We start from the raw sequence: 23660 nt of genomic DNA, 5'->3' as shown, positions 1-23660 counted from the left end.
TGACCTGCAAGGAAAGAGGACCCGGACAGTCTGTCCGGGTCCTCTTTCGTTTCCGGCCGCATGCTCCTTGGCATGTCAGGGATCAATGAGCGGAGCGGCGAGTTGGGAGGCATGACTCCCACGGAACTTGCCTTGATTGAAGCGAGACTGAGCAAGGCGCGAGCCACGGTCGAACGACTGCTACGGCGAGCGGACGAACTTACGGCGAGGGTGGAGCCTCGTCGCCGACAAGCTGTTCAAGGCGGTCCAGCCGCTCACCGAGCAGACGAAGAGCGTCATGAATCGAGCTGAATTCTGCTGCCAGTGCAGTGAACGCGGGACTACTGCCCGGCTCGGTACCGAGCGGCACCGACGGGTCTCGGACGAACGTCCCGCGACCCTGCTGGGTGAGAACCAGCCCCTCGTCGCGGAGCTGGCCGTAGGCGCTCTGCACGGTCATGAGCTGCACGCCAAGGTCTTTGGCGAGCTTGCGAGCCGCAGGGAGCCGGTCTCCCGGATCGTACTCACGGTTCGGACCCGTGATCTTCTCGCGAAGATCCGCGGCGATCTCTTTTGCCGTGGGCGTCTGCTTGGGCGCTTCTGGACTCTGCTCCATGGGTTCGAGAGTAGCTGGACCTAGGTCAATCTCTGCGCCCCGCCTGACTCTCTTGACAGTCAGATTGACATAGGTCAATCTGAAATCTCCGCGGCGCTGGGACTCCCCAGCAAGGTCGCCCGGCGCTGCGGTTCTCCCTGCTCCTTCGACTCAGGAGAGCACCATGCACACGTACGTCGGCCGTCAACAGGCCGTATCCGCTGAGGACTTCGTGGAGCTGGCCCTTGGCACCCCGGTTGAACTGTGGCTCGGGGTGGAGGGCGAGAGCGAGATGGAGCGCGCGGCCCGTTTGGACGCGGCGCGCGACATCCTCGCCGACCCCGAGTTCAGCAGCCTGCCGGACGACGTGGCCCGCATCGCCGCCGAGGTGATCGAGGCGCACGCCCCGGAGCTGTTCAACGTCGTCCCGCTGGCGCGCCCCGCCCGGCGCCGCCGGTCCTCCCGGAAGGGAGCGGCGGCATGACGACCGCAACCGAGACGGCACGGCTGGCGGTTCCGCCGCTGACGAAGCCGGAGATGGGCCTTGCCGGACTGGGCGCGCTCGCCGCGGCCGGGGTCGGTGCCCTGGGGCTGATCGCCTCGTTCGACGCGGTCTCCTCCGCTGCCGCCCGGTGGGGCTTCGGCGAGCCGTGGATGCTGCCGGTCGGGATCGACGTGGCCATTCCGGTCTTTACCGTGGCCAACCTGCTGCTGATCCGGATGGACATGGCGCTGACATGGGTGCGCTTCGTGCCCTGGGCGCTGACGCTGATCACGTGCGGGTTGAACGTCGCCGCCGGGCACACGCTGTGGGCCAAGGTCGCGCACGGCACGATGCCGCTGCTGTGGGTGGTGTTCTCCGAGATCGGTGCCCACGTCTACGCCGTACGGATCGGCGCCGTGACCGGCCGGCGGATGGAGAAGGTGCGTTTCTCCCGCTGGATGCTCGCCCCGCTGTCGACGTTCGCCCTGTGGCGGCGGATGACGCTGTGGGAGATCACTTCCTATTCCGAGGCGCTGAAGCGGGAGCGGGAGCGGCAGTTGGCCCGTGCAGTCTTACGCGAGCGGTTCGGTCGGCGGTGGCGGTCGAAGACCCCGCGCCCGGAACGCGTGCTGCTGAAGCTGGGCGAGCTGGCCCCGGTGAGCGAGGGCATCCCGCCCATGCCGCCGCAGAGGGAGGAGCCGAAGCCGGAGGCGCCCAAGGCGCCGCGCAAGCGCGCGGCCAGCAGCAAGGGCAAGGCCAAGGCTGCCAAGGCACCGCGGACCCCGGGGGAACTGCTCGCCGAGGCTCGCCAGGTCACGGCCGACTGGGCCGATGACGCGATCAACGCGGAAGCCATCCGGACCACGCTGCACTGCTCGGCTGCTAACTCACGCGTGCTGCGGGACCTGTTGCTGAACGAGCGGGCCGAAGGTCGCCGCCTGCACTCCGTCGACGGCGACGAGGGGACCGAGGAGGCGGCGGCATGAACACCGTGTTGACCATGCTGGCTGCGGCGGCGCCGGTCGCCTCCGGCTGGACGGCGCACACGCTGTGGCTACGGCGGCGCCTGAACGTCGCCCGCCGTGACCCACTGACCGGGCTGCGGACGCGCGAGGCGTTCACCCGTCGCGCCACGGCTCTGCTGCGGGACCGGCGAGCGGTCGTGGTGCTGGCCGACGTCGACCGCTTCAAACAGATCAACGACACCTTTGGGCATGCGGCCGGGGACGCGTTGCTGAAGGCGACCGCGGACCGGCTCGCCCACCACGTGGGCCGGTCCGGAGTGGCCGGGCGGCTCGGGGGCGATGAGTTCGCCGCCGTCCTGATCGACGACCACGGCACCGCCGCCGACATGCTCGCCGTGCTGCAAGGCGTGCTCGCCCGCCCAGTCGACGGCCAGGACCCGGCCGTACACACCACGGTCTCTATCGGCTGGGTGCGCGCTGCGGACTTCCCCGGCGATGACCTGTCCGGGCTGCTGCGGCGGGCGGATGAGGCGATGTACGCGGCCAAGCAGGCCCGTGCCGGTGCACGCCGTGCCGGGTTGGGACGACTGTTCGCCACGGTCACCGGGCGGCGCGCCGGCCGCGCCGGAGCCCGGACCGATGCTCCGGTCGTGGGGGTGGCTGCCTGATGTCCACCTACGGCAAGTGCTTCGACCCGTCCGGCGCCCGATTCGCGATTCCCACCTACCCGTGGCGCTTCGCCCCGAATGGCTACGCCACCCGCCGCCAACTGCGCGCGGCCGGGCTGCGGCCTGGCGGACAGCCGGTCGCCGCGCAGGTGATGCGCAGCCGCCGCGGCCGCAAGGCCGGGGTGCAGGTCGCCTACCTCTACCGCGTCGACCGCGCGAAGCCGGTGCGGCCGATGACATCGCGCAAGTGGGGCGCGCTCGCCCTGGCGATGCTCGCCCGCCGCACCTGCCCGCGGTGCCAGATCACCTACAGCTACTGCATCCCGACCTCGCTCGGGGTGTGCGGTCCCTGTGCCTACCCCGAGGAACAGCGCGTCGCCTGACCCGTACGGGGCCCGGTCTCAATCGACCAAAGCAGCGGCCGGGCCCCGCCGTCCCTCCTGAGAGAAGGAACCCTCAGTGAAACACCCCGACGACGACAACGAACTTTTCAACCGGCTGGAAGCCGAGATGGCCGCCGATCCGGCGGGCGACGTGGTCGACCTGGACAAGGCACGGTCGGCGCGTACCGAGTCGCCCGACCGTACACCCGACGCGTCGCCCGACTCCGGGCCCGACCGGTCGGCCGACGCGAAGACGACCGGGTCGGCCGACCCGGAGACGGGGGAGTCGGACGACTCCGGCCCGGCTCTGGTCGATCGCGCGGCGCCGACTCAGTCGGGCCCCGGTCTGATCGACCGCATCCGCAACTCCAAGCGGCTGGACGTCCTCCCGGCGTGGGCGAAGTCGGGCCCGGAGTTCGCCGACGCGATGCGGTGGCTGGCCGGGCACGTCTGGCACACCATCGCCTTCCACGCGGTCCGCGTGCCGTTCCTCTACGTTCCCAAGCTCATCTGGCGCTCCCCGCGCGGCCTGGCCAACACCCTGACCCGCATCGGCCGGTGGGCGGTCGACGCGGAGGGCGAGCCGCTGCGTCAGGCCGAGGCCCGCCGCGAGAACTCCGAGCTGTACCTCAAGCTGTCCCGCCAGCGTGACCGCAGGGTGCGGCTGCGGATGCTCGTCACCATCCTCGCCGCCCTGTTCGCCCTGGCCATGACCCTGTTCCTGGTCTACGGCGCCGAACCGCGCACGCAGGTAATCGCTGCCACGGCCACCGTGCTGACGCTCGGCTGGCTCGGCGCGCCGGCGGATGCGCCGTTGGCCACCCGCGCGGTCATCAAGACCGAGGCGCAGAAGCTGACCAGCGACATCGTGGTCAAGGCCATGGCGTCCATCGGCATCGGCCAGATCACCTCCGCGGTCGCCAAGGGTCAGGACGGCATCAAGTTCGTCGCCCCGATCACCCGCGAGGGTCCTGGCTGGCGCGCGGACATCGACCTGCCGTTGGGCGTGACGGTGGTGGACGTGGCCGATCGGCGCGCCCGGCTCGCCTCCGGCCTGCGCCGCCCTCTGGGGTGCGTGTGGCCCGACGCCGACCCCAGCGAACACGAGGGGCGCCTCATCCTGTGGGTGGGCGACCGGGACCTGTCCAAGACCGGCCTGGTCAAGTGGCCGCTCACCACGGCACGCAAACACGACATCTTCAAGCGCATCCCGTTCGGCATCGACCCGCGCGGCCGGGCACAGTCCGTGCCGATGATCCAGCACAACATCCTGATCGGCTCACTGCCCGGCCAGGGCAAGACCGCCTCCGTGCGTGTGCTGGCCTGCGGCGCCGCCATGGATCCGTCCGTGGAACTCTGGCTGCACGAGAACAAGGGCACCGGCGACCTGGACTCCCTCGAACCCGTCAGCTACCGGTTTGTCTCCGGTATCGACGACGACTCGATCAAGTACGCGGCCGACTCCCTGAAGCTACTGCGCGAAGAAGTCATGCGCCGCGCGGCCGCGATCAAGAAGCTGCCGCGGGACCTCTGCCCGGACAAGCGCATCACCCGGCAGATCGCCGACAAGCGCTCACTCAAGCTGTGGCCGCTCGTGGGCGTGTTCGACGAATGCCAGAACCTGTTCGCCCACCCCAAGTACGGCAAACAGGCAGGGGATGACGCCGAGTTCATTATCAAGCTCGGCCGCGCCCTGGGGGTGGTCCTCATCCTGGCCACGCAGCGCCCGGACAAGGAATCACTCCCGACCGGGATCAGCGGCAACGTGTCCATCCGCTTCGCTCTCAAGGTCGCCGGACAGGTCGAGAACGACATGATCCTCGGGACATCGGCGTACAAGAATGGTGTACGCGCCACTTCCTTCCGCCCCGAGATCGATGCCGGAAACGGCTACCTCGCCGGCGCGACCGCGCTGCCGGTCGTGGTGCGCACCGCCTACCTGGACGACAACGCCACCCACACCATCGCTCAGCGCGCCTACGCCCTGCGCAAGTCCGAGGGCACCCTGTCGGGACACGCGCTCGGAGAGGACCCGCAGGCCGTGACCGGCCCGTCGTACGACCTGCTCGCCGACGTCGCCGCGGTCGTGCCGCCGTCGGAGGAGCGGGTGTGGAACGAGCGGATCGCCGCCCGGCTGGCGGAGCTGCGCCCTGAGGTCTACGGCGGCTGGAAGGGCGAGAACGTCACATCCGCGCTCAAGCCGCATGGCATCAAAACCCGCGACGTGGCCGGCACCACCGACGACGGAACCCGCACTACCCGCCGCGGCATCGCCCGCGCCGACCTCACGAAGGCAATCGCGGAGCGTGACGAAAGGCGGGGTGCCGCCTAGCCCTGGCCGGTGCTACCGGTAGCACGTCGCCCTGCTACCGGTAGCACCCCCGCTAGCACCCCACATTGCACCTGAGCTGCGATCTAGTGCATAGCACCCCACCTGCGGAAACCCCGGAAGCCGCCCGGAAGGGCCCCTCATGACCCTCATCGCCCTTGCTATCCCCTGCCTGATGTTCGTCACTTTCGGTTACAGCGCTTTGTGTGCGGCCAGCCCGTTCGGAACCTGCCGCAAGTGCAACGGCTTCGGCTTCGCCACGACCACCGACCGCAAGGGACGGCCCAAGCGCGGCAAGAGCTGCCGCCGCTGCAAGGCCACCGGCAAGCGCATACGCGCCGGGCGCTGGCTGTTCAACCGCGCCCAGCGGATCTACCGCGAAGGCATCCACTGACCACCCGCCCACACCACTCGAAGGAGGTTCCGCACGTGGCCGTCACCGTCTCGCTCGTGGCCCTGTTCGGACTCGTCTTGTTCTTCCTGCTGCGCTCCAAGTCCCTCGGCTACGGCGCCACGTTCACCGCCGCCGGGTTCGGCTTCTTCCTCGCCTCCACCGGCGCCGCCGGACCCATCAACCAACTCGCTGCCGCTGTCATCGACGCCATCCAGCAACTGTGAGGAGCCTGGCCATGAACGAACAGATCATCGCCCGGCACTGGCTCGCCATCATCGCGCCCAAGGCCGCCCCCGCCCTGGCCACGTCCACCGTGCTGATCCTGGCCCGCATCTGGAACGCCAACGGCGCCGAACACTCCGTCGGTAACGCCGTCCTCATGACCGCGCTGTCCCTTGGAGCCGCAGCGGCCGGCGTGTGCGCGAGCATCGGCCGCGCCGGAGACAGCGTCATCGCCGGAACCGCGTTCGCTGCCTCCGGCGGGCTCGCCCTCGCCGGAGTTGCCGGATACGCCGACGGGCTGTCTCTGCCCCTGCTGCTGTGGACGCTGGCCACCGCCGTCGCCTACGGGCTCGCCGCGCGGTACTGGCGCACCGACCGCCGCGAGCACATCGCCTCCGAGCGGCAGGACACCGCGCGCCGCGAGGAACACGCCCACATCGAGCGTGTCGAGACCCTGCGCGCCGGAGCACAGATCGAGGTGGCCCGCACCGGCGCCGCCTACGCCGAACAGCTCGCTCAAGCGCTCATCAGCCGGGCCGCCCTGCCCGGCTTCGACTTCAAGGCCGTGGAAGCCGCCGGGCTGCCTGAACTCCCGTCCATCAGCACCAGCAAGGAGTACTGACCCATGTTCGAGATTCGCGTCCTCTGCGACCCGGCCGACACCGACCGCGTCAGCCGCGCCCTGGCCGCCGCGTTCGACATCAGCCCGGCACGTAAGTACCCCGCTCGCGACGGCAAGCGCGCCCGGCTGTACGTCACGGCCGACCACCGCTCCGAGCCGGACCCGTGGCCGACGCCGGAAGAGGCGTACGCGTTCTCCCCGAGCATGGTCCGTGAGATCGGATGGACCGCTCAGACGGCCGCCGACAAGCCGTTCGGCGTGGACCTGCACCGGGAGTACTGGCTTCGCAAGGCCGCGTTGCTGGACCGCATCGCGCTGCGCGAAGACGAGGACGGCGCCACCGGCGACGCGGCCGAGGTGGCCACCGAAGCGGCCCGACGGCTCATCGAGTACGACCGGGACGGCGAGGGCGACTACCACGGCGCCCCGTACTGGCCGGACCACCCGGCGACCGCCGCCGACCCGCGCGGCTACGTCCGCCAGGAATACGCCCACTGGGCCAAGAACCACTAGCAACGCCGCGGCGGCGGGACTCCCCAGCAAGGTCGCCCGCCGCCGCGGTTCTCCCTGCCCATCCGTAGACAGAACAGGAGAACCCCCAGCATGCCGCACTCGGACGGCTCTGCCCAGCTCACCGCCGCGCTTGACGCAGCGTCGCGTGACTGGCGCGTCTTCCCGCTCATCCCCGGCGACAAGCGTCCGGCCGTCTCCGACTGGGAGACCCGCGCCACCACCGACCCGGACCGCATCACCCGTGCGTGGACCGCCGCCGCCTTCAACGTCGGCATTGCCACCGGCCCCTCCGGCCTGGTCGTCATCGACCTGGACAAGCCCAAGCACCCCGGCGACAAACCGCCGGCCGTTTGGGCCGAGCACGGCGTCACCGACGGCGCCGACGTGCTCGCCGTCCTCTGCGAGCGCCACGACCAGCCCTTCCCCGCCGACACCTACACCGTGCGCACCTGGAGCGGCGGCACCCACCTGTACTTCACCGGCCCCCAGGGCGAGCCCCTGCGCAACACCGCCGGGGACAGCGCCCGCGGACTGGGCTGGAAGGTCGACACCCGCGCCTGGGGCGGTCTCGTCGTCGGCGCGGGCAGCACCTTCGACGGACACCCGTACGAGGTCACCTGCAACGCCCCCGTGGCACCCCTGCCGGAATGGCTCGCCGAACTCCTGCGCCCGGCCCCGCTGCCCCCGCAGACACCCATCACGGTCGCCCTCACGGGCCACGGACGGCGCACCGCCTTCCTGCGCTCCGCGATCAACGGGGAGGTGGAGCGGGTCACCAGCTCCGGCCCACACGAGCACAACAACAGCCTCTACATCGCCGCCGTCGCCCTCGGACAGCTCGTCGCCGGCGGCGAGCTGGGCCAAGCCGACGTCACCGGCTGGCTGCTGACGGCCGCGCTTCAGGTCGGCCAGGGCGAGCACGAGGCACGGCGCACCATCGCCTCCGGCCTGCGGGCCGGAGCACGGCGCCCGAGGACGGTCGCGGCATGAGCACCAGCCCCATCCCGCCCCTGCACCTGTACTCCGTGCCCAGCGACCCCGACACGGCCCCCGCGGCGCCGCCGAAGCGGGAGCGCCCGCGGACCGCATGGACGGCCGATCAGCTCATGGCCGCACACTTCCCCGAGCCGAAATGGGCCGTGCCCGGCATCCTCGCCGAAGGCGTCAGCGTGCTCGCCGGACCGCCCAAGGTCGGCAAGTCCTGGCTCTCCCTCGGACTTGGCCTGTCGGTCGCAGCCGGAGCCAAGGCGTTCGACTCCGTACCCGTCCAGGGCGGGCCGGTGCTCTACCTCGCCCTGGAAGACACCCCGCGCCGTCTCCAGACCCGCATGGGCAAGCTCCTCGGAGGCCAGCCAGCCCCCGCCGGCCTGACCCTGGTCACCGAATGCCCACCCTTCCCCCAGGGCGGCACTGAGGCCATCGCCCAGTGGCTGGAGCGCAACCCCGACGCGCGCATGGTCGTCATCGACGTGTTCGCCAAGATGCGCGGACAGGCCCCGGCCGGCGTGTCCGCGTACGACGCGGACTATGTCGCCGTTGGTTACGCCAAGCGACTCGCGGACCACTACGGCGTGGCCGTCGTCCTGGTTCACCACGTCCGCAAGGCAGGGTCCGAGGACTTCCTCACCGAGGTCTCTGGCACCAACGGCATCGCCGGAGCGGCTGACGCCACGCTCGTGCTGAAGCGGGCCCGCGGGCAGGCGGACGGCATCCTGCACGTCACCGGCCGCGACGTGGACGAAGCCGAGTACGCCCTCAGCTTCCAGCCCGCCTCCGGAGCCTGGCACCTGTTGGACGGCCCGGTTACCGACCACACCGTCAGCGACACACGCGCCACGATCCTGCGCTACGTCCGAGCTCACCCCGGGGCCAAGCCCAAGGACATGGCGGGCGAGCTGCCGCAGGTCGACCTCGACACCATCCGCCGCACCTGCAACCGCATGGCCGACGCCGGACAGCTCACCAAAGATCCCGGCGGCCGGTACTACCCGGACACCGAGACCCGGACACAGGGTGCCCACGAGGTGTCCGCACTGTCCGACTGTCCGGTTACCCCCTCTGAACTGCATGAATACCCCGGACAGTCGGAATTGGAGCTGTCCGGCCTGTCCGGTGCGGACGAAGCCGAAGGGATGGCGGAATGAGCGCCCGTACGCGGGACGAGAAGATGACAGTCAAGGAGGTCATCGCTGATCTGAAGGTCGCCCCGTCGACCTTCTACCGGTGGCGCCAGCTCGGGAAGGGTCCCCGCTCGATCAAACTCCCGAACGGCGACGTGCGGATCCGGCGGTCTGAGTACGAGCGCTGGCTCGCGGAGCGGGAGGACGCTGCGTGAGCACCGAGCACGACACCCCGGCCGGGCGCCCGCGCGGGTCCGCCCGGCCGGGCTACTCCTTCGACGTCAAGCTGTGGAAGGTGTCCAAGACCGGCCGTAAGTCCCGCCCGTGGCGCCTCCGGTGGGTGGTGGCCGGGCGGGTGTACGGCGACACGTTCACCACGTCCGCCCTCGCGGAGAGCCGACGCTCTGAGCTGTGGCAGGCCATGAACCGGCGTGGTGAAGCGTTCGAGATCGAATCCGGACTGCCTGAATCCGAGGTGCGCGCGGCCACCGAAGCTGCCGAAGCAGTGGACGCCGAACCGCCGTTGCGGTGGTTCGAGTTCTGCCAGAAGTACATGGCCGGGCGGTGGCGTACGGCTGCGGCCAAGACCCGTGAGGGCATGGCGGATGGTCTCGCGGCCGTGACACTCGCCATGGTCAAGCGCGGGGACAGCGCCCCCGAGGATGAATTCCTGCGATTGGCCTTCCGCTGGGGGGTCGTCCCCGCGAACGAGGGGGAGGACCCGCCGGCCGAACTCAAGGCCGCGTACGACTGGGTCACAACGACCGACCGGCCCTTGGCCGACCTTGCCGATGCCGAGGTGATCGAGGAAGTGCTGTACCGAGTCAGCTACAAGCTGGACGGCACCCCGGCCGCGGGCGACACGTACAAGCGGCGCCGCCGGGCCCTGAACGCCGCGCTCGAACACGCTGTGGCCACCGGGGAGCTCCCCGAGAACCCACTTCAGCGGACCCGCCGGAAGCGCGTCGGCTCCAATGACGTGGTGGACCCGCGCGTCCTGGTGAACGCCGTACAGGCCCGGCAATTGCTTACATCCGTCTCCTACGTCGGCTCGTGGGATCGCTGCCGCGGGCGGCGCCTGGTCGCCTTCTATGCGGTCCTGTACTACGCGGGGCTCCGGCCCGCTGAGGCGGTCGGGCTACGTCTGTCGGACTGCCACCTGCCAGAGAAGGGCTGGGGCACGCTGACGCTGCGGGAAACACGCCCCGTCTCCGGCAAGCAGTGGACCGACTCCGGGGAGCGCCACGACCGCCGGGGCCTGAAGGCGCGCGAGGCGTCCACAGACCGGCCGGTCCCCATTCCGCCTGTACTGGGCGCCATCCTCCGGGCCCACCTGAAGGAGTTCGGGACCGCTAAGGAAGGGCGCGTGTTCGGCAACGAGCGCGGGGGAGTGGTCGGCTCATCCACCTACTGGCGGGTGTGGGAGGAAGCACGGGAGTACGCCCTCCCGCCGGAACGAATCGATTCCCCTTTGGCAGGTCGGCCGTACGACCTACGGCACGCGTGCATCACGCGATGGTTGAACGCGGGAGTGCCCATCGCTGAGGTTGCCCGACGGGTCGGAAATTCGCCGGAAGTGATTCACCGTCGCTATCACGGGTGCGTGGACGGTCATGAGGAGATGGCGAATAGGAAGATCACGGAAATGCTTGAAACTGAAGGGGACTCCGGCGACTTTCATTAGGAGTGCGAAGAACTTTGAGGATTTTCGTCGAGTCGAATCAAGGCTCCCTCTGGGCGTCTGTGCTCTTTATTTGTGTGCGGTGGAACTGGAGTTTAAGACCGTTACTTCGCGCAAGTTCGCTCAAAACTCGCGCAGTCTCAGTGCCCACTCTCACGCCGCTAGGTATCAAAGCCACTATGCGGCCTTGCTGCTTCGTGTCCAGCTCTATCGGCTCACCGCATTCCTCTGTGAGGCGATGCTTTATTTCGCGTATCGTTCGAAGTATATCGTCGATATCTGGATTCGTCGTCAATGCGTCGACGGCTGATTTTTCGCGTTGTCGGCGCCGGGTAGACTGACCTAGCAGTATGCCTGATTCGAGGCTTTCGATGCGCCGTTGGTTCTGTCGTGCCAGCCCTAGGAGTTCATCAAGCTTATCCGCGTCCGACCTCGCCTCTTGTCCTGGTTCAGACTCTATCGAGGGTGTCTGTCTGATCTCTTTCAAGGATTCGAGGAGTTCCGGCCATAGTCGAGAAAAGTTCCTCTGTAGTTGAGTAAGGTCGATATTTGAGTCCGGGCATGTTTCCCAAATTGACTCAATCAACCTCAACATGTCGGCTTCGGAGAAAAGCTCGGTGTACTGGAAGCCGCGCAGTGGTCCTTTCAGGTCTGATCCAGGGAGGTCAATGAGAACTGGAAATACCCGAGATTTATCCACCTGCTTGGATATCGCTCCGGCCTCAAAGTTCAACCACGGCGCACTCTGGTTGGCTCGATTTACGCAAATAATTCCATGGCTCGACCCTTCGAGTTCGCGAGCTATTACGGCTAGGCCGCGCTCTCCCTTGGCTACATCCAAGGATGAGACGAAGGGTTCTAGTGCGTGGATTACGTCTTTAAGCCAGTCCCGCAGGGTTTCCGCTACAGCTTGCGCATGAGGGTTTGACCAACTGATGAACAGTTTCATTGTGATCACCTCTGCGATGCAGCGTGACGCGTCCTTAGACGACGGTAGGACGTCGGATGCTCGTGAGCCACTTGACGCGCGAGGTGGGCAGCATGCTGACGGGGGATCGCCCGCGTGCAACAGAAAGGGGAGATGGCCAACCAAGCGTGACGACGGCGACCGAGTGTGTCGGAGGTGTGTCGCGAATGCTGAGAGACAACGAGAGAGAGCGGGAGTCAGTGAGACTGACTCCCGCTCTCTCATGTCGGCATCCGCACTGGTCAGAGCATGATTCTTGCTGTCTGACTGGCGAGTGCCCCCGGCAGGATTCGAACCTGCGCACACGGCTCCGGAGGCCGTTGCTCTATCCCCTGAGCTACGGGGGCGTGTCGGCTGCGGAGCGGGTTGCTCGCGGCGACGGGTAGAACACTACCAGCTCCCTCGGGGTGTTCATGAACGGGTTTTGCCGTGGGGGCGGAGGGGGTGTCGTGTACCCCGCAGGGGGTGGAAGTGGGGAAAAGCCGGACGGGGTGGCCGGTCCGGACCTACTCTCGAGTTGTGCCAGGCGCGTCGGGCCGGGTGCTTGTTGTGGACGACAACAAGGTCATCCGGCAGCTGATCAGGGTCAATCTCGAGCTGGAGGGTCTCGAGGTCGTGACCGCGGCCGATGGTGCCGAGTGTCTGGATGTCGTCCATGAGGTGAGGCCCGACGTCGTGACGCTCGACGTGGTGATGCCCCGGCTCGACGGGCTGCGGACCGCCGCCCGGCTGCGTGCCGACCCGCGTACCCGCGATCTGCCCGTCGCCATCGTCAGCGGCTGCACCCAGTACGAGGTCGAGACCGGCCTCGACGTCGGCGTCGACGCCTTCCTCGCCAAGCCCTTCGAGCCCGCCGAACTGGTCCGCCTCGTGCGCCGGCTGATCGACCGGGGACAGGGCGGTGAGCCGCAGGGGCCGGACCCGGACCCGGAGCTCGAACGCGACGAACTCGACGAACTCGACGAGCCCGGTGAGAGGGGCGGGGGCGGGGAGCGCACCGCCGCCTGCGGGGGTGCGCTCGGGGCCGGGGACGGATAGGGACCCTCCGCTTTCCGGCAGGGAGCCCGCGTCTTCCAGGAGCCCGTCCACATCCCGGACCATCCCGTAAACCGGCTCGCATACCCACCCCCCTCCTCCCATACGCTTGTGCCCGTGACCCCCGTCGAGCTCTCGCGCACCGTCCTGCACGCGGTCCGCCGTGCCGTGGACGGGGGCGAGCTGAGGGTGGCGGTGCCGGAGCGGGTGGCGGTGGGACCGCCCGGGCCCGGAGGGTGCGGGGACTACGCCACCAATGTCGCGCTGCAGCTGGCCCGCGCGGCCGGTCGGCCCCCGCGGCAGGTCGCCGAGGTGCTGCTGCCCCATCTCGCCCGGGCCGACGGTGTCACCGGCGTGGCCATCACCGGGCCCGGCTTCCTCAACATCAGTCTCGACGGACACACCTTTGCCGAGCTCGTGCGGAGGATCCTGCGCGAAGGACCGCGGTACGGGCACTCCGACGCCCTCGCCGGACGGACCGTGGAACTGCGGGTGCCGTACGAGGTGCGGGCCGAGGCCGTCGCCGACGCGCTCGCCCGGATCGTCGGCTCGCAGGGAGGCCGCGCCGAGGTCGTCCACCGCGAGCCGGTGAACCTCCGCCCCGTGCCCGCCCCGGAGGACCCCGCACCGCTCGGCCCCGACGCCGCCCGCTGGGCCCTGCTGCATCCCGCCCCGCACGACCGGCCCCGGATCACCGCCGGCCATCTCCTCCAGCGCGAGAGCAACCCTCTCTTCCGCGTCCGTTACGCCCACGCCCGCACCCGGGCCCTCACCCGTAACGCCGCCGCCCTCGGCTTCGCCTCCGAGCCGGGCGCCCTCGACGACCAGGCCCCGCTCGAAGCCCTCCTGGCCGATCACCCCCGTGTACTCGCCGCGTCCGCCGCCCACCACGCACCGGACCGGCTCGCCCGGCATCTCGTCACCGTCGCCGATGCCGTCCTCCCCCTGCTGCCCGGCGTGCTGCCCCGCGGTGAGGAGAAACCCTCGGCCGCCCACCGCGCCCGGCTCGCCCTCGCCGAAGCCGCCGGGACGGTGCTGGCCGGTGGCCTGTCCCTGCTCGGCATCGACGCACCCGACCATCTCTGAAAGAGCACGCCACGATGAGCCGTTCCGCCCACCCCGCCGGGCCCCGTCACGCCGACGTCCTTCCCGAGGGCCACTACAGCGCGCCGCCCACGGACCTCAACGCCCTCGACCCCAAGGTGTGGGCCCAGACCGTCAGCCGTGACGAAGACGGCGTCCTGACCGTCGCGGGCATCCCGGTCACCCGCCTCGCCGAGGAGTTCGGCACCCCCGCCTACATCCTCGACGAGACCGACTTCCGCGCCCGGGCGCGCTCCTGGCGCACCGCCTTCGGGCCGGAAGCCGACGTCTTCTACGCGGGCAAGGCGTTCCTGTCCCGGGCCGTCGTGCGCTGGCTGCACGAGGAGGGCCTCAACCTGGACGTGTGCTCCGGCGGCGAGCTCACCACGGCCCTGTCCGCCGGCATGCCCGCCGACCGCATCGCCTTCCACGGCAACAACAAGTCGCCCGCGGAGATCCGCCGGGCGATCGAGGCCGGGGTCGGGCGGATCGTGCTCGACTCCTTCCAGGAGATCGTGCGCGTCGCGCACATCGCGCAGGAGCTGGGCAGGCGGCAGCGGGTGCAGATCCGTATCACCGTCGGCGTGGAGGCCCACACCCACGAGTTCATCGCCACCGCCCACGAGGACCAGAAGTTCGGCATCCCGCTGGCCGGGGGACAGGCCGCCGAGGCCGTACGGCGGGCCCTGAAGCTCGACGGTCTCGAACTGATCGGCATCCACTCCCACATCGGGTCGCAGATCTTCGACCTGTCCGGGTTCGAGGTGGCCGCCCACCGCGTCGTCGGCCTGCTGAAGGACATCCGCGACGAGCACGGCGTCGAACTGCCCGAGATCGACCTCGGCGGCGGCCTCGGCATCGCCTACACCAGCGACGACGACCCGCGCGAGCCGCACGAGATCGCCAAGACCCTCACCGAGATCGTCACGCGTGAGTGCGAGTCCGCCCGGCTGCGCACGCCGCGCATCTCCGTGGAGCCCGGCCGCGCCGTCGTCGGCCCGACCGCGTTCACGCTCTACGAGGTCGGCACGGTCAAGCCGCTCGACGGTCTGCGCACCTACGTCTCCGTCGACGGCGGCATGTCCGACAACATCCGCACCGCGCTCTACGACGCCGAGTACAGCGTCGCCCTGGTCTCGCGCACCTCCGACGCCGAGCCGATGCTCTCCCGCGTGGTCGGCAAGCACTGCGAGAGCGGTGACATCGTCGTGCGCGACGCGTTCCTGCCGGCCGACCTGGCGCCGGGCGACCTCATCGCCGTCCCCGCCACGGGCGCGTACTGCCGGTCCATGGCCAGCAACTACAACCACCTGCTGAAGCCGCCCGTCGTGGCGGTCCGGGACGGCGAGGCCCGCGTCATCGTCCGCCGGGAGACCGAGGAGGACCTGCTGCGTCTCGACGTCGGCTGACCCACGCAGGGCGCGGGCGGAAGATCTCCGGTCAGCCACCCCCGTAGAAATGAAATCAATGTCTCACGATCCGGACCAGGGGCAGAAACTCCGGTCCGGTGAGTGAGACTGGACCCACCGTAGACGGTCTGAGGAAACGAGGTCGGATGATGCGTACGCGTCCGCTGAAGGTGGCGCTGCTGGGCTGTGGAGTCGTCGGCTCAGAGGTGGCGCGCATCATGACGACGCACGCCGCCGACCTCGCCGCCCGCATCGGCGCGCCCGTCGAGCTCGCGGGTGTGGCCGTGCGCCGGCCCGACAAGGTGCGTGAGGGCATCGCCCCCGAACTCGTCACCACCGACGCCACCGCCCTCGTCAAACGCGGCGACATCGACGTCATCATCGAGGTCATCGGCGGCATCGAGCCCGCCCGCACCCTGATCACCACCGCCTTCGAGCACGGCGCGTCCGTCGTCTCCGCCAACAAGGCGCTGCTCGCCCAGGACGGCGCGGCCCTGCACGCGGCGGCCGAGGAGCACGGCAGGGACCTCTACTACGAGGCCGCCGTCGCCGGCGCCATCCCGCTGATCCGCCCGCTGCGCGAGTCCCTCGCCGGCGACAAGGTCAACCGGGTGCTGGGCATCGTCAACGGCACCACCAACTTCATCCTCGACAAGATGGACTCCACCGGCGCCGGCTACCAGGAGGCCCTCGACGAGGCCACCGCCCTGGGCTACGCCGAGGCCGACCCGACCGCGGACGTCGAGGGCTTCGACGCCGCCGCGAAGGCCGCGATCCTCGCCGGCATCGCGTTCCACACGCGTGTGCGCCTCGACGACGTCTACCGCGAGGGCATGACCGAGGTGACGGCGGCCGACTTCGCCTCCGCCAAGGAGATGGGCTGCACCATCAAGCTCCTCGCCATCTGCGAGCGGGCGGCCGACGGCGGTTCGGTGACCGCGCGGGTGCATCCGGCCATGATCCCGCTCACCCACCCGCTGGCCTCCGTGCGCGGCGCCTACAACGCCGTCTTCGTCGAGTCCGACGCCTCCGGCCAGCTCATGTTCTACGGCCCCGGCGCGGGCGGCTCGCCCACCGCCTCCGCCGTGCTCGGCGACCTCGTCGCCGTCTGCCGCAACCGGCTCAGCGGGGCGACGGGGCCCGGCGAGTCGGCGTACGCCGCCCTGCCCGTCTCGTCCATGGGCGAGGTCGTCACGCGCTACCACATCAGCCTGGACGTCGCCGACAAGCCGGGCGTGCTCGCCCAGGTCGCGACCGTGTTCGCGGAGCACGGGGTGTCCATCGATACGGTGCGCCAGCAGGGCAAGGACGGCGAGGCGTCCCTCGTCGTCGTCACCCACCGCGCGTCCGACGCCGCCCTCAACGGGACCGTCGAGGCGCTGCGCAAGCTCGACACCGTGCGCGGTGTCGCCAGCATCATGCGGGTTGAAGGAGAGTAACCAGCAATGACCCACCAGTGGCGCGGCATCATCGAGGAGTACCGGGACAGGCTGCCGGTGTCCGACACCACACCGGTCGTGACGCTCCGTGAGGGCGGCACGCCCCTCGTCCCCGCGCAGGTGCTCTCCGAGCGCACGGGCTGCGAGGTCCACCTGAAGGTGGAGGGCGCCAACCCGACGGGGTCCTTCAAGGACCGCGGTATGACCATGGCCATCTCCAAGGCCAAGGAGGAGGGCGCGAAGGCGGTCATCTGCGCGTCCACCGGCAACACGTCGGCGAGCGCCGCCGCCTACGGTGTGCGCGCCGGCATGGTCTCCGCCGTGCTCGTCCCGCAGGGCAAGATCGCGCTCGGGAAGATGGGCCAGGCCCTCGTCCACGGCGCGAAGATCCTCCAGGTCGACGGCAACTTCGACGACTGCCTCACGCTCGCCCGCAGCCTGAGCGAGAACTACCCCGTGGCGCTGGTCAATTCGGTCAACCCGGTGCGTATCGAGGGCCAGAAGACGGCCGCGTTCGAGATCGTGGACATGCTGGGCGACGCCCCCGACATCCACGTCCTGCCGGTCGGCAACGCGGGCAACATCACCGCGTACTGGAAGGGGTACCGGGAGTACGCCGCCGACGGCGTGGCCGCCCGGACCCCCCGGATGTGGGGTTTCCAGGCGTCCGGCAGCGCCCCGATCGTGCGCGGCGAGGTCGTCAAGGACCCGTCGACGATCGCCACCGCCATCCGCATCGGCAACCCGGCCTCCTGGAGCTACGCGCTGGCCGCGCGGGACGAGTCCGGCGGCCTCATCGACGAGGTGACGGACCGTGAGATCCTGCGCGCCTACCGGCTGTTGGCCTCGCAGGAGGGCGTCTTCGTGGAGCCCGCCTCCGCCGCGTCGGTGGCCGGTCTGCTGAAGGCGGCCGAGCAGGGCCTGGTCGACCCGGGCCAGCGCATCGTCTGCACGGTCACCGGCAACGGCCTGAAGGACCCCGACTGGGCCGTGGCCGGCGCCCCGCAGCCGGTGACCGTCCCGGTCGACGCGGCGACCGCGGCCGAACGCCTCGGTCTGGCCTGACACGCCGGTCCGGACCGGGGTCCTGGTTCTCTCCGGGGCCCGGTCGGGACCTGCAGCCCGACACCCTGCGGGGTAATCCCCGTACCGGGTGCACAGGGGGCTCGCGACACGCATCGTGCGCCTCCTGTGCGCCCTATGTCGCGGCAGAACCTTCCTTCGATAGGCTGTACCGAACCCGCCTGCCGCATATGCCCGAGCGTGGTGCGCGGCGCCTCGCCCTCTGCGCGGCCCAGGGGTTCCCCGTACGTCATCGAATGTCTTACGTCGTCGGATGTCTGTCGAACGCCTCAGACAGTCACGCAGCTCAAGGAGAGTCATCGAGCGATGGCCGGTCCAGCTTTCCGCGCCGCCGCCGTCAGGGTGCGCGTCCCCGCCACCAGCGCCAATCTCGGCCCGGGCTTCGACGCCCTGGGCCTCGCGCTGGGTCTGTACGACGACGTGGTCGTCCGGGTGGCCGACTCCGGGCTGCACGTCGATATCGCGGGTGAGGGCGGCGAGACGCTCCCCCGCGACGAGAAGCACCTCCTCGTCCGCTCCATGCGCACCGCCTTCGACGCGCTCGGCGGACAGCCGCGCGGCCTGGAGATCGTGTGCGCCAACCGCATCCCGCACGGCCGCGGTCTCGGCTCCTCCTCCGCCGCCATCTGCGCGGGCATCGTCGCCGCCCGGGCCGTGACCATAGGCGGCGAGTCCAGGCTGGACGACGCGGCCCTGCTGGAGCTGGCCACCGAGATCGAGGGCCACCCGGACAACGTGGCCCCGTGTCTGCTCGGCGGCTTCACGGTCGCCTGGATGGAATCCGGCAACGCCCGTGCGATCAGGATGGAGGCCGCCGATTCCATCGTTCCGGTGGTTTTCGTGCCCGGGAAGCCGGTACTGACCGAAACCGCCCGCGGCCTGCTGCCGCGCACCGTGCCGCACGTCGACGCCGCGGTCAACGCGGGCCGTGCCGCCCTGCTCGTCGAGGCCCTCACCCGGCGCCCCGAGCTGCTGCTGCCGGCCACCGAGGACCGCCTTCACCAGGAGTACCGCGCCCCCGCCATGCCGGAGAGCGCAGCGCTGGTGGAGCGGCTGCGCGCCGACGGCGTGCCCGCGGTCATCTCCGGTGCCGGGCCCACCGTGATGGCCCTGGCCGACGCGGACACCGCCGACAAGGTCGAGGCCCTGGCCGGCCCGGAATGGGCCGCCAACCGGCTCGGCCTCGACCTGCAGGGAGCGAGCGTTCTGCCGCTCGCCCCGGCCGGCGGGGAGTAAGGCACGCGATTGCCGGATTTGGAGAGGGGGAATGTTTGTTGGATCCGGTAGTGTTAACCTCAAGTCTGCACCCGACCCCACCATGGCGAGGTGCCTCGTGTCCCCGTCCGGGACAGACATTCTTCCGGGAGCCCCCCAAGCCGCACTGTGTTCCGTACGTCATACGCGGGCAGTACGCCGTATGCGGACACCGAGCGGTCCGCCGGTGGGGCTACCCCCTCTGGGGAAACTCCGGAATCGGTGCGACCACGCCACGTGACACTGGGTGCCACGGCTCGTCGAGGTAGCGCCATCACCAGATATCTCATCCGCCGCTCCGGCGGATTACCGCCCCGGCCGGTCCACGACGAGGACCGTAGCCGGACAGCACAACCGGTCGCCGAGCCAGACAGGCCGACGTCCGCTCCAGGGAAGGACCCTTCGTGAGCGACACCACCGATCTGATGGGCGCACGTGTCGAGGAGACCGCTGCCGCGCCCGCCACGGACGCCTCCGCGCCTGCCACCGGTGCCGGCTCCCGGCGGCGCCGCGGTACCGGCCTCGAAGGCATGGTGCTGGCCGAGCTGCAGCAGGTCGCATCCGGCCTCGGCATCAGGGGCACCGCGCGTATGCGCAAGAGCCAGCTGATCGAGGTCATCAAGGAGGCGCAGGCCCAGGGCGGCGCTCCGGCCGCGAAGGCCGAGGCCGCCACCGAGACCAAGCCCAAGCGCCGTGCCACCTCCAAGGCCCGCACGGGTGACGACGCCGCCGAGAAGAAGGCGGACGCCAAGGCCGAGGCCCCCGCCGAGAAGGCCGTGGCCCAGCAGCAGATCGAGATCCCCGGCCAGCCCGGTGGGGGCACCGCCCGCGCGAGCGAGGCCGAGCGCGGCGGGGAGGACGCTCCCGTCGAGCGCCGCCGCCGCCGTGCCACCGCCGAGGCCGGCAGCCCCGAGACCGTCGTCGCCGAGGCCAGGAACGAGGCCAGGGCCGAGACGCCGGCCCAGGCCCAGCAGGGTGACGCGAAGGGTGACTCCGCCGACGGCGGCGAGAACCGCCGCCGCGACCGCCGTGAGCGCGGCCGTGAGCGCGACCGCGACCGCGACCGCCGCAAGGGCGACGACCAGCAGCAGGGCCAGCGCGGCCAGCAGCAGGGCCAGCAGCAGGGCGGCGGCCGTCAGGACCGCAACACCGGTCCGCAGGACGACGACGACTTCGACGGCGGCCGGCGTGGCCGTCGCGGCCGCTACCGCGACCGCCGTGGCCGCCGCGGCCGCGACGACGTGCAGGAGCCGCAGATCGCCGACGACGATGTCCTGATCCCCGTCGCGGGCATCCTGGACATCCTCGACAACTACGCTTTCATCCGGACCTCCGGCTACCTGCCCGGCCCGAACGACGTGTACGTCTCCCTCGCCCAGGTCCGCAAGAACGGCCTGCGCAAGGGCGACCACGTCACCGGTGCCGTCCGGCAGCCGAAGGACGGCGAGCGCCGCGAGAAGTTCAACGCGCTGGTCCGCCTCGACTCGCAGAACGGCATGGCGCCCGAATCCGGCCGCGGCCGACCGGAGTTCAACAAGCTGACCCCGCTCTACCCGCAGGACCGCCTCCGTCTGGAGACGGACCCGGGCGTGCTGACCACCCGCATCATCGACCTCGTGTCGCCGATCGGTAAGGGCCAGCGCGGTCTGATCGTGGCCCCGCCGAAGACCGGCAAGACCATGATCATGCAGGCGATCGCCAACGCGATCACCCACAACAACCCCGAGTGCCACCTGATGGTCGTCCTGGTCGACGAGCGTCCGGAAGAGGTCACCGACATGCAGCGGTCGGTCAAGGGCGAGGTCATCTCCTCGACCTTCGACCGCCCGGCCGAGGACCACACCACGGTCGCCGAGCTGGCCATCGAGCGCGCCAAGCGCCTGGTGGAGCTGGGCCACGACGTGGTCGTCCTGCTCGACTCGATCACCCGTCTGGGCCGCGCCTACAACCTGGCGGCCCCGGCCTCCGGCCGCATCCTGTCCGGTGGTGTCGACTCGACCGCCCTGTACCCGCCGAAGCGCTTCTTCGGTGCGGCCCGCAACATCGAGGACGGCGGCTCGCTGACCATCCTCGCCACCGCCCTGGTGGACACCGGGTCCCGCATGGACGAGGTGATCTTCGAGGAGTTCAAGGGCACCGGCAACATGGAGCTCAAGCTCGACCGCAAGCTCGCCGACAAGCGCATCTTCCCGGCGGTGGACGTGGACGCGTCCGGCACCCGCAAGGAAGAGATCCTGCTCGGCAACGAGGAGCTCGCCGTCGTCTGGAAGCTCCGCCGGGTGCTGCACGCCCTCGACCAGCAGCAGGCGATCGAGCTGCTGCTCGACAAGATGAAGCAGACCAAGTCGAACGTCGAGTTCCTGATGCAGATCCAGAAGACCACCCCGGCGCCGGGCAACGGCGACTGACGGTTGTTGTTCTGAAAGGGCCGCCCCTTTCATCGGGGGCGGCCCTCTTTTTTACCGCTTTCACCCCTAAGGGGACTTGAGTGGAGACCTCCACGCCCGAGGGTCGCAGGCGCAGCCGCCGGATGCGGATCGCCCTGCCCGCCACCGCCGCCGCCGTCGCCGTCGCGCTGGCCGCGTTCGTGCTGGCACAGGTCGCGGGGGCCGCTCCCGCCGTCCCCGAACCGACGGTGACGCCGCCCGGGTACACCACCCTGGCCTCCGGCGAGCTGGAGCGGCGCGTCGCGGGCGCCGTCGCCGGTGACGACACCGCCGGGCCCGAGACCCCCGAAGCCTCCGAGTCCTCCCCGGCCCGGACCCGGAGCCAGGACCGGGCCCCCGGCGGGACCGCCCCCGAGGGTGCCGCGCCCTGGATGGCCCAGCTCTGGTACCACGACGACCGCGGCACCCCCGCCACCTCCGACGACCTGGGCTTCTTCTGCTCCGGGGCCGTCGTCGCGCCGACGAAGATCCTCACCGCCGCGCACTGCGTCAAGGGCTACAACTGGTACGCGTTCGGCGCCGTCGTCACCGGCACCGCCGAGCGGGCGACCGCCCCCTCCGGCCGGGCCGACCTGCACGGCGGCACCGCCTCGCTGCCGCTGCGCCAGTACTACGACCCGTCGTACAGCCCCGACACCTTCGACAACGACATCGCCGTCCTCACCCTGGACGCGCCGGTGCGGGCCGAGCCGATCCGGCTGACGACGGCCACGGAGACCGCCGCGTACCGGCCCGGGACCCCCGCCGAGGTCTACGGCTGGGGCCGCGCCACCGGCTCCGCCGCCGGGAAGGCCGCCGCGGCCCTGCGGACGGACACCCTGCCCCTGCGGTCGGACGCGGGGTGCGCCGAGCGGTACGGCGACGCCTTCGTCGCGGACCACATGGTGTGCACCGGCGGCACCGCCCAGGGCGACCCCGGCGCGCCGCTCGTCGTCGGCGACCGCGTCGTGGGCGTCGTCTCCGGCGCCGGACACAACCGTCTGTTCACCAAGGTCCGGAAGTACATCGGCACGGTCCGCCCGCGCATCGACGACGCCAACTTCAGCCGCGACCACCGGGCCGACCTGTTCGCCCGCCGCTCCCCGGACGGGACGGGCTTCTTCAAGGCGTCCAAGGGCAGCACCTTCGACCCCCGCGACGAGGCGGGCAACTGGGGCGCGGTCGACCTGGTCGTGCAGACGGACCTGGACCGCGACGGCTTCGAGGACGTCGTCTGGCGCCGGCACAGCGACGGCGACGTCCACTGGGCGCACTACGTCCCGGCGGCCGGAGCCTGGCGGACCACGAGGATCGCCGAGGGCTGGAGCTCCCGCACCCAGATCGTCACCCCCGGCGACGTCACCGGCGACGACCTGCCGGACTTGCTCTCGGTCGACGCCTCCGGCGTGCTGTGGATCTACCCCGGCAAGGGAGACGGCACCTTCGCCCCCCGGGTGAGGTCGGGCTCCGGCTGGAACGCGTACGACCTCGTCCTGGGCCACGGCGACTTCACCGACGACGGCAGGGCCGACCTGATCACCCGCGGTGACGGAGACGGCCGTGTCTCTGTGCACCAGGGCACCGGCGAGGCCGGTCCGCATGCCTTCGCCGACCCGGTGGAGGTGCGCACCTGGAAGGACTACGACCTCCTCGACGCCGTCGGTGACGTCAACGGCGACAGCAGGGCCGACCTGCTCGCCCGCGGCCGCGACGGCACGCTCTACCTCTACAAGGGCACCGGCAGGGCCTCGTCGGAGATCTTCGAGACCCGTGTCCCGGCCGCTCCGGACTTCGACCAGTACGACCTCCTCGGCTGAGACCGCCGGCCGGCGGGCCGCCCGCCCGGCCCGTCGGCGCTCTGTGTCCGCCCGCGCTCCGTGTCCGCCCGCACCACAGGGCCCGCACAGGACGCCGTGCGGCCTTCCTCCGGGTTACCCCGTCCGGCCTGCCGGAGCGACGATGGAACGGTACGGGTCGTTCCGGCCCGGCCCGTCCGTCCGCTCAGGGGG

23 protein-coding genes and 1 tRNA gene are annotated in these 23660 nt (G+C 70.4%); 21 read left to right on the top strand and 3 right to left on the bottom strand.

The features are described 5' to 3' along the window. Positions 1-199: 199 nt before the first annotated feature. Positions 200-595: a GntR family transcriptional regulator gene (locus ACIQGV_RS16555; protein ID WP_402495206.1), complete on the bottom strand. Its 396-nt coding sequence runs from the start codon at positions 593-595 to the stop codon at positions 200-202. Positions 596-758: 163 nt separating this feature from the next. On the opposite strand from ACIQGV_RS16555, the gene ACIQGV_RS16550 reads away from it, so the two are divergent. From ACIQGV_RS16550 to ACIQGV_RS16490, 13 genes are all read left to right on the top strand, one after another. Then, a complete protein-coding gene (locus ACIQGV_RS16550; RefSeq protein WP_402495204.1) occupies positions 759-1058 on the top strand; it encodes a hypothetical protein in 300 nt (99 codons plus the stop codon). Then, on the top strand, positions 1055-2044 hold the full coding sequence (locus ACIQGV_RS16545) for a DUF2637 domain-containing protein (RefSeq protein ID WP_402495201.1): 990 nt from the start codon (positions 1055-1057) through the stop codon (positions 2042-2044). The genes ACIQGV_RS16550 and ACIQGV_RS16545 overlap by 4 nt, the downstream gene beginning before the upstream one ends. After that, a complete protein-coding gene (locus ACIQGV_RS16540) occupies positions 2041-2691 on the top strand; it encodes a GGDEF domain-containing protein (protein WP_402495198.1) in 651 nt (216 codons plus the stop codon). Before ACIQGV_RS16545 ends, ACIQGV_RS16540 begins: the two co-directional genes overlap by 4 nt. Further along, positions 2691-3074, top strand: coding sequence for an RRQRL motif-containing zinc-binding protein (locus ACIQGV_RS16535; RefSeq protein WP_402495196.1), 384 nt, complete (start codon positions 2691-2693; stop codon positions 3072-3074). The genes ACIQGV_RS16540 and ACIQGV_RS16535 overlap by 1 nt, the downstream gene beginning before the upstream one ends. Before the next feature lie 76 nt (positions 3075-3150). Next, positions 3151-5406, top strand: coding sequence for a cell division protein FtsK (locus ACIQGV_RS16530; protein WP_402495193.1), 2256 nt, complete (start codon positions 3151-3153; stop codon positions 5404-5406). A gap of 139 nt (positions 5407-5545) precedes the next feature. Continuing rightward, positions 5546-5797: a hypothetical protein gene (locus ACIQGV_RS16525; protein WP_402495191.1), complete on the top strand. Its 252-nt coding sequence runs from the start codon at positions 5546-5548 to the stop codon at positions 5795-5797. A 35-nt stretch (positions 5798-5832) separates the two neighbouring features. Further along, the gene (locus tag ACIQGV_RS16520) at positions 5833-6021 is read left to right on the top strand and encodes a hypothetical protein (RefSeq protein ID WP_402495189.1); all 189 of its coding nucleotides are present in this window, start codon (positions 5833-5835) and stop codon (positions 6019-6021) included. Between the two features lie 11 nt (positions 6022-6032). Continuing rightward, positions 6033-6641 carry a hypothetical protein gene (locus ACIQGV_RS16515; protein WP_402495187.1) on the top strand — a complete coding sequence of 203 codons (609 nt, stop codon included), beginning with the start codon at positions 6033-6035 and terminating at the stop codon, positions 6639-6641. 3 nt (positions 6642-6644) lie between these two features. Continuing rightward, the gene (locus ACIQGV_RS16510) at positions 6645-7154 is read left to right on the top strand and encodes a hypothetical protein (protein WP_402495185.1); all 510 of its coding nucleotides are present in this window, start codon (positions 6645-6647) and stop codon (positions 7152-7154) included. Between the two features lie 90 nt (positions 7155-7244). Next, a complete protein-coding gene (locus ACIQGV_RS16505) occupies positions 7245-8144 on the top strand; it encodes a bifunctional DNA primase/polymerase (RefSeq protein ID WP_402495183.1) in 900 nt (299 codons plus the stop codon). Next, positions 8141-9298, top strand: coding sequence for an AAA family ATPase (locus ACIQGV_RS16500; RefSeq protein WP_402495181.1), 1158 nt, complete (start codon positions 8141-8143; stop codon positions 9296-9298). Before ACIQGV_RS16505 ends, ACIQGV_RS16500 begins: the two co-directional genes overlap by 4 nt. Next, on the top strand, positions 9295-9489 hold the full coding sequence (locus ACIQGV_RS16495) for a helix-turn-helix domain-containing protein (protein WP_351364262.1): 195 nt from the start codon (positions 9295-9297) through the stop codon (positions 9487-9489). The genes ACIQGV_RS16500 and ACIQGV_RS16495 overlap by 4 nt, the downstream gene beginning before the upstream one ends. Then, the gene (locus ACIQGV_RS16490) at positions 9486-10958 is read left to right on the top strand and encodes a tyrosine-type recombinase/integrase (protein ID WP_402495178.1); all 1473 of its coding nucleotides are present in this window, start codon (positions 9486-9488) and stop codon (positions 10956-10958) included. The genes ACIQGV_RS16495 and ACIQGV_RS16490 overlap by 4 nt, the downstream gene beginning before the upstream one ends. Positions 10959-10995: 37 nt before the next feature. Here the strand turns inward: ACIQGV_RS16490 and ACIQGV_RS16485 are convergent, their stop codons facing one another. Together ACIQGV_RS16485 and ACIQGV_RS16480 are read right to left on the bottom strand one after the other, a co-directional pair. Continuing rightward, complete coding sequence (locus tag ACIQGV_RS16485; protein ID WP_402495177.1) at positions 10996-11904, bottom strand: toll/interleukin-1 receptor domain-containing protein; 909 nt, start codon at positions 11902-11904, stop codon at positions 10996-10998. Positions 11905-12197: 293 nt separating this feature from the next. Beyond that, positions 12198-12269: transfer RNA gene (locus ACIQGV_RS16480), tRNA-Arg, on the bottom strand. Between the two features lie 202 nt (positions 12270-12471). Here ACIQGV_RS16480 and ACIQGV_RS16475 point away from each other — a divergent pair. From ACIQGV_RS16475 to ACIQGV_RS16440, 8 genes are all read left to right on the top strand, one after another. Beyond that, complete coding sequence (locus ACIQGV_RS16475; RefSeq protein WP_402495176.1) at positions 12472-12960, top strand: response regulator; 489 nt, start codon at positions 12472-12474, stop codon at positions 12958-12960. A 114-nt stretch (positions 12961-13074) separates the two neighbouring features. Then, positions 13075-14043 carry an ArgS-related anticodon-binding protein NrtL gene (gene nrtL / locus ACIQGV_RS16470; RefSeq protein WP_402495174.1) on the top strand — a complete coding sequence of 323 codons (969 nt, stop codon included), beginning with the start codon at positions 13075-13077 and terminating at the stop codon, positions 14041-14043. Positions 14044-14057: 14 nt separating this feature from the next. Then, positions 14058-15449, top strand: a complete 1392-nt coding sequence (gene lysA, locus ACIQGV_RS16465; RefSeq protein WP_402495173.1) for a diaminopimelate decarboxylase — start codon at positions 14058-14060, stop codon at positions 15447-15449. 146 nt (positions 15450-15595) lie between these two features. Next, positions 15596-16888, top strand: coding sequence for a homoserine dehydrogenase (locus ACIQGV_RS16460; RefSeq protein ID WP_402495171.1), 1293 nt, complete (start codon positions 15596-15598; stop codon positions 16886-16888). Positions 16889-16894: 6 nt separating this feature from the next. Beyond that, entirely contained in the window at positions 16895-17953 is a 1059-nt protein-coding gene (gene thrC / locus ACIQGV_RS16455) for a threonine synthase (protein ID WP_402495169.1), read from the top strand. Positions 17954-18277: 324 nt separating this feature from the next. Then, the gene (gene thrB, locus ACIQGV_RS16450) at positions 18278-19207 is read left to right on the top strand and encodes a homoserine kinase (RefSeq protein ID WP_402495167.1); all 930 of its coding nucleotides are present in this window, start codon (positions 18278-18280) and stop codon (positions 19205-19207) included. Positions 19208-19629: 422 nt separating this feature from the next. Further along, a complete protein-coding gene (gene rho / locus ACIQGV_RS16445) occupies positions 19630-21633 on the top strand; it encodes a transcription termination factor Rho (RefSeq protein ID WP_402495164.1) in 2004 nt (667 codons plus the stop codon). 80 nt (positions 21634-21713) lie between these two features. Next, a complete protein-coding gene (locus ACIQGV_RS16440; protein WP_402495162.1) occupies positions 21714-23468 on the top strand; it encodes a trypsin-like serine protease in 1755 nt (584 codons plus the stop codon). Positions 23469-23660 lie beyond the last annotated feature (192 nt).

It is taken from the genome of Streptomyces sp. NPDC093094 (genome assembly GCF_044754345.1).
GTDB lineage: Bacteria > Actinomycetota > Actinomycetes > Streptomycetales > Streptomycetaceae > Streptomyces.
This window is presented reverse-complemented; position numbering and strand designations above follow the sequence as displayed.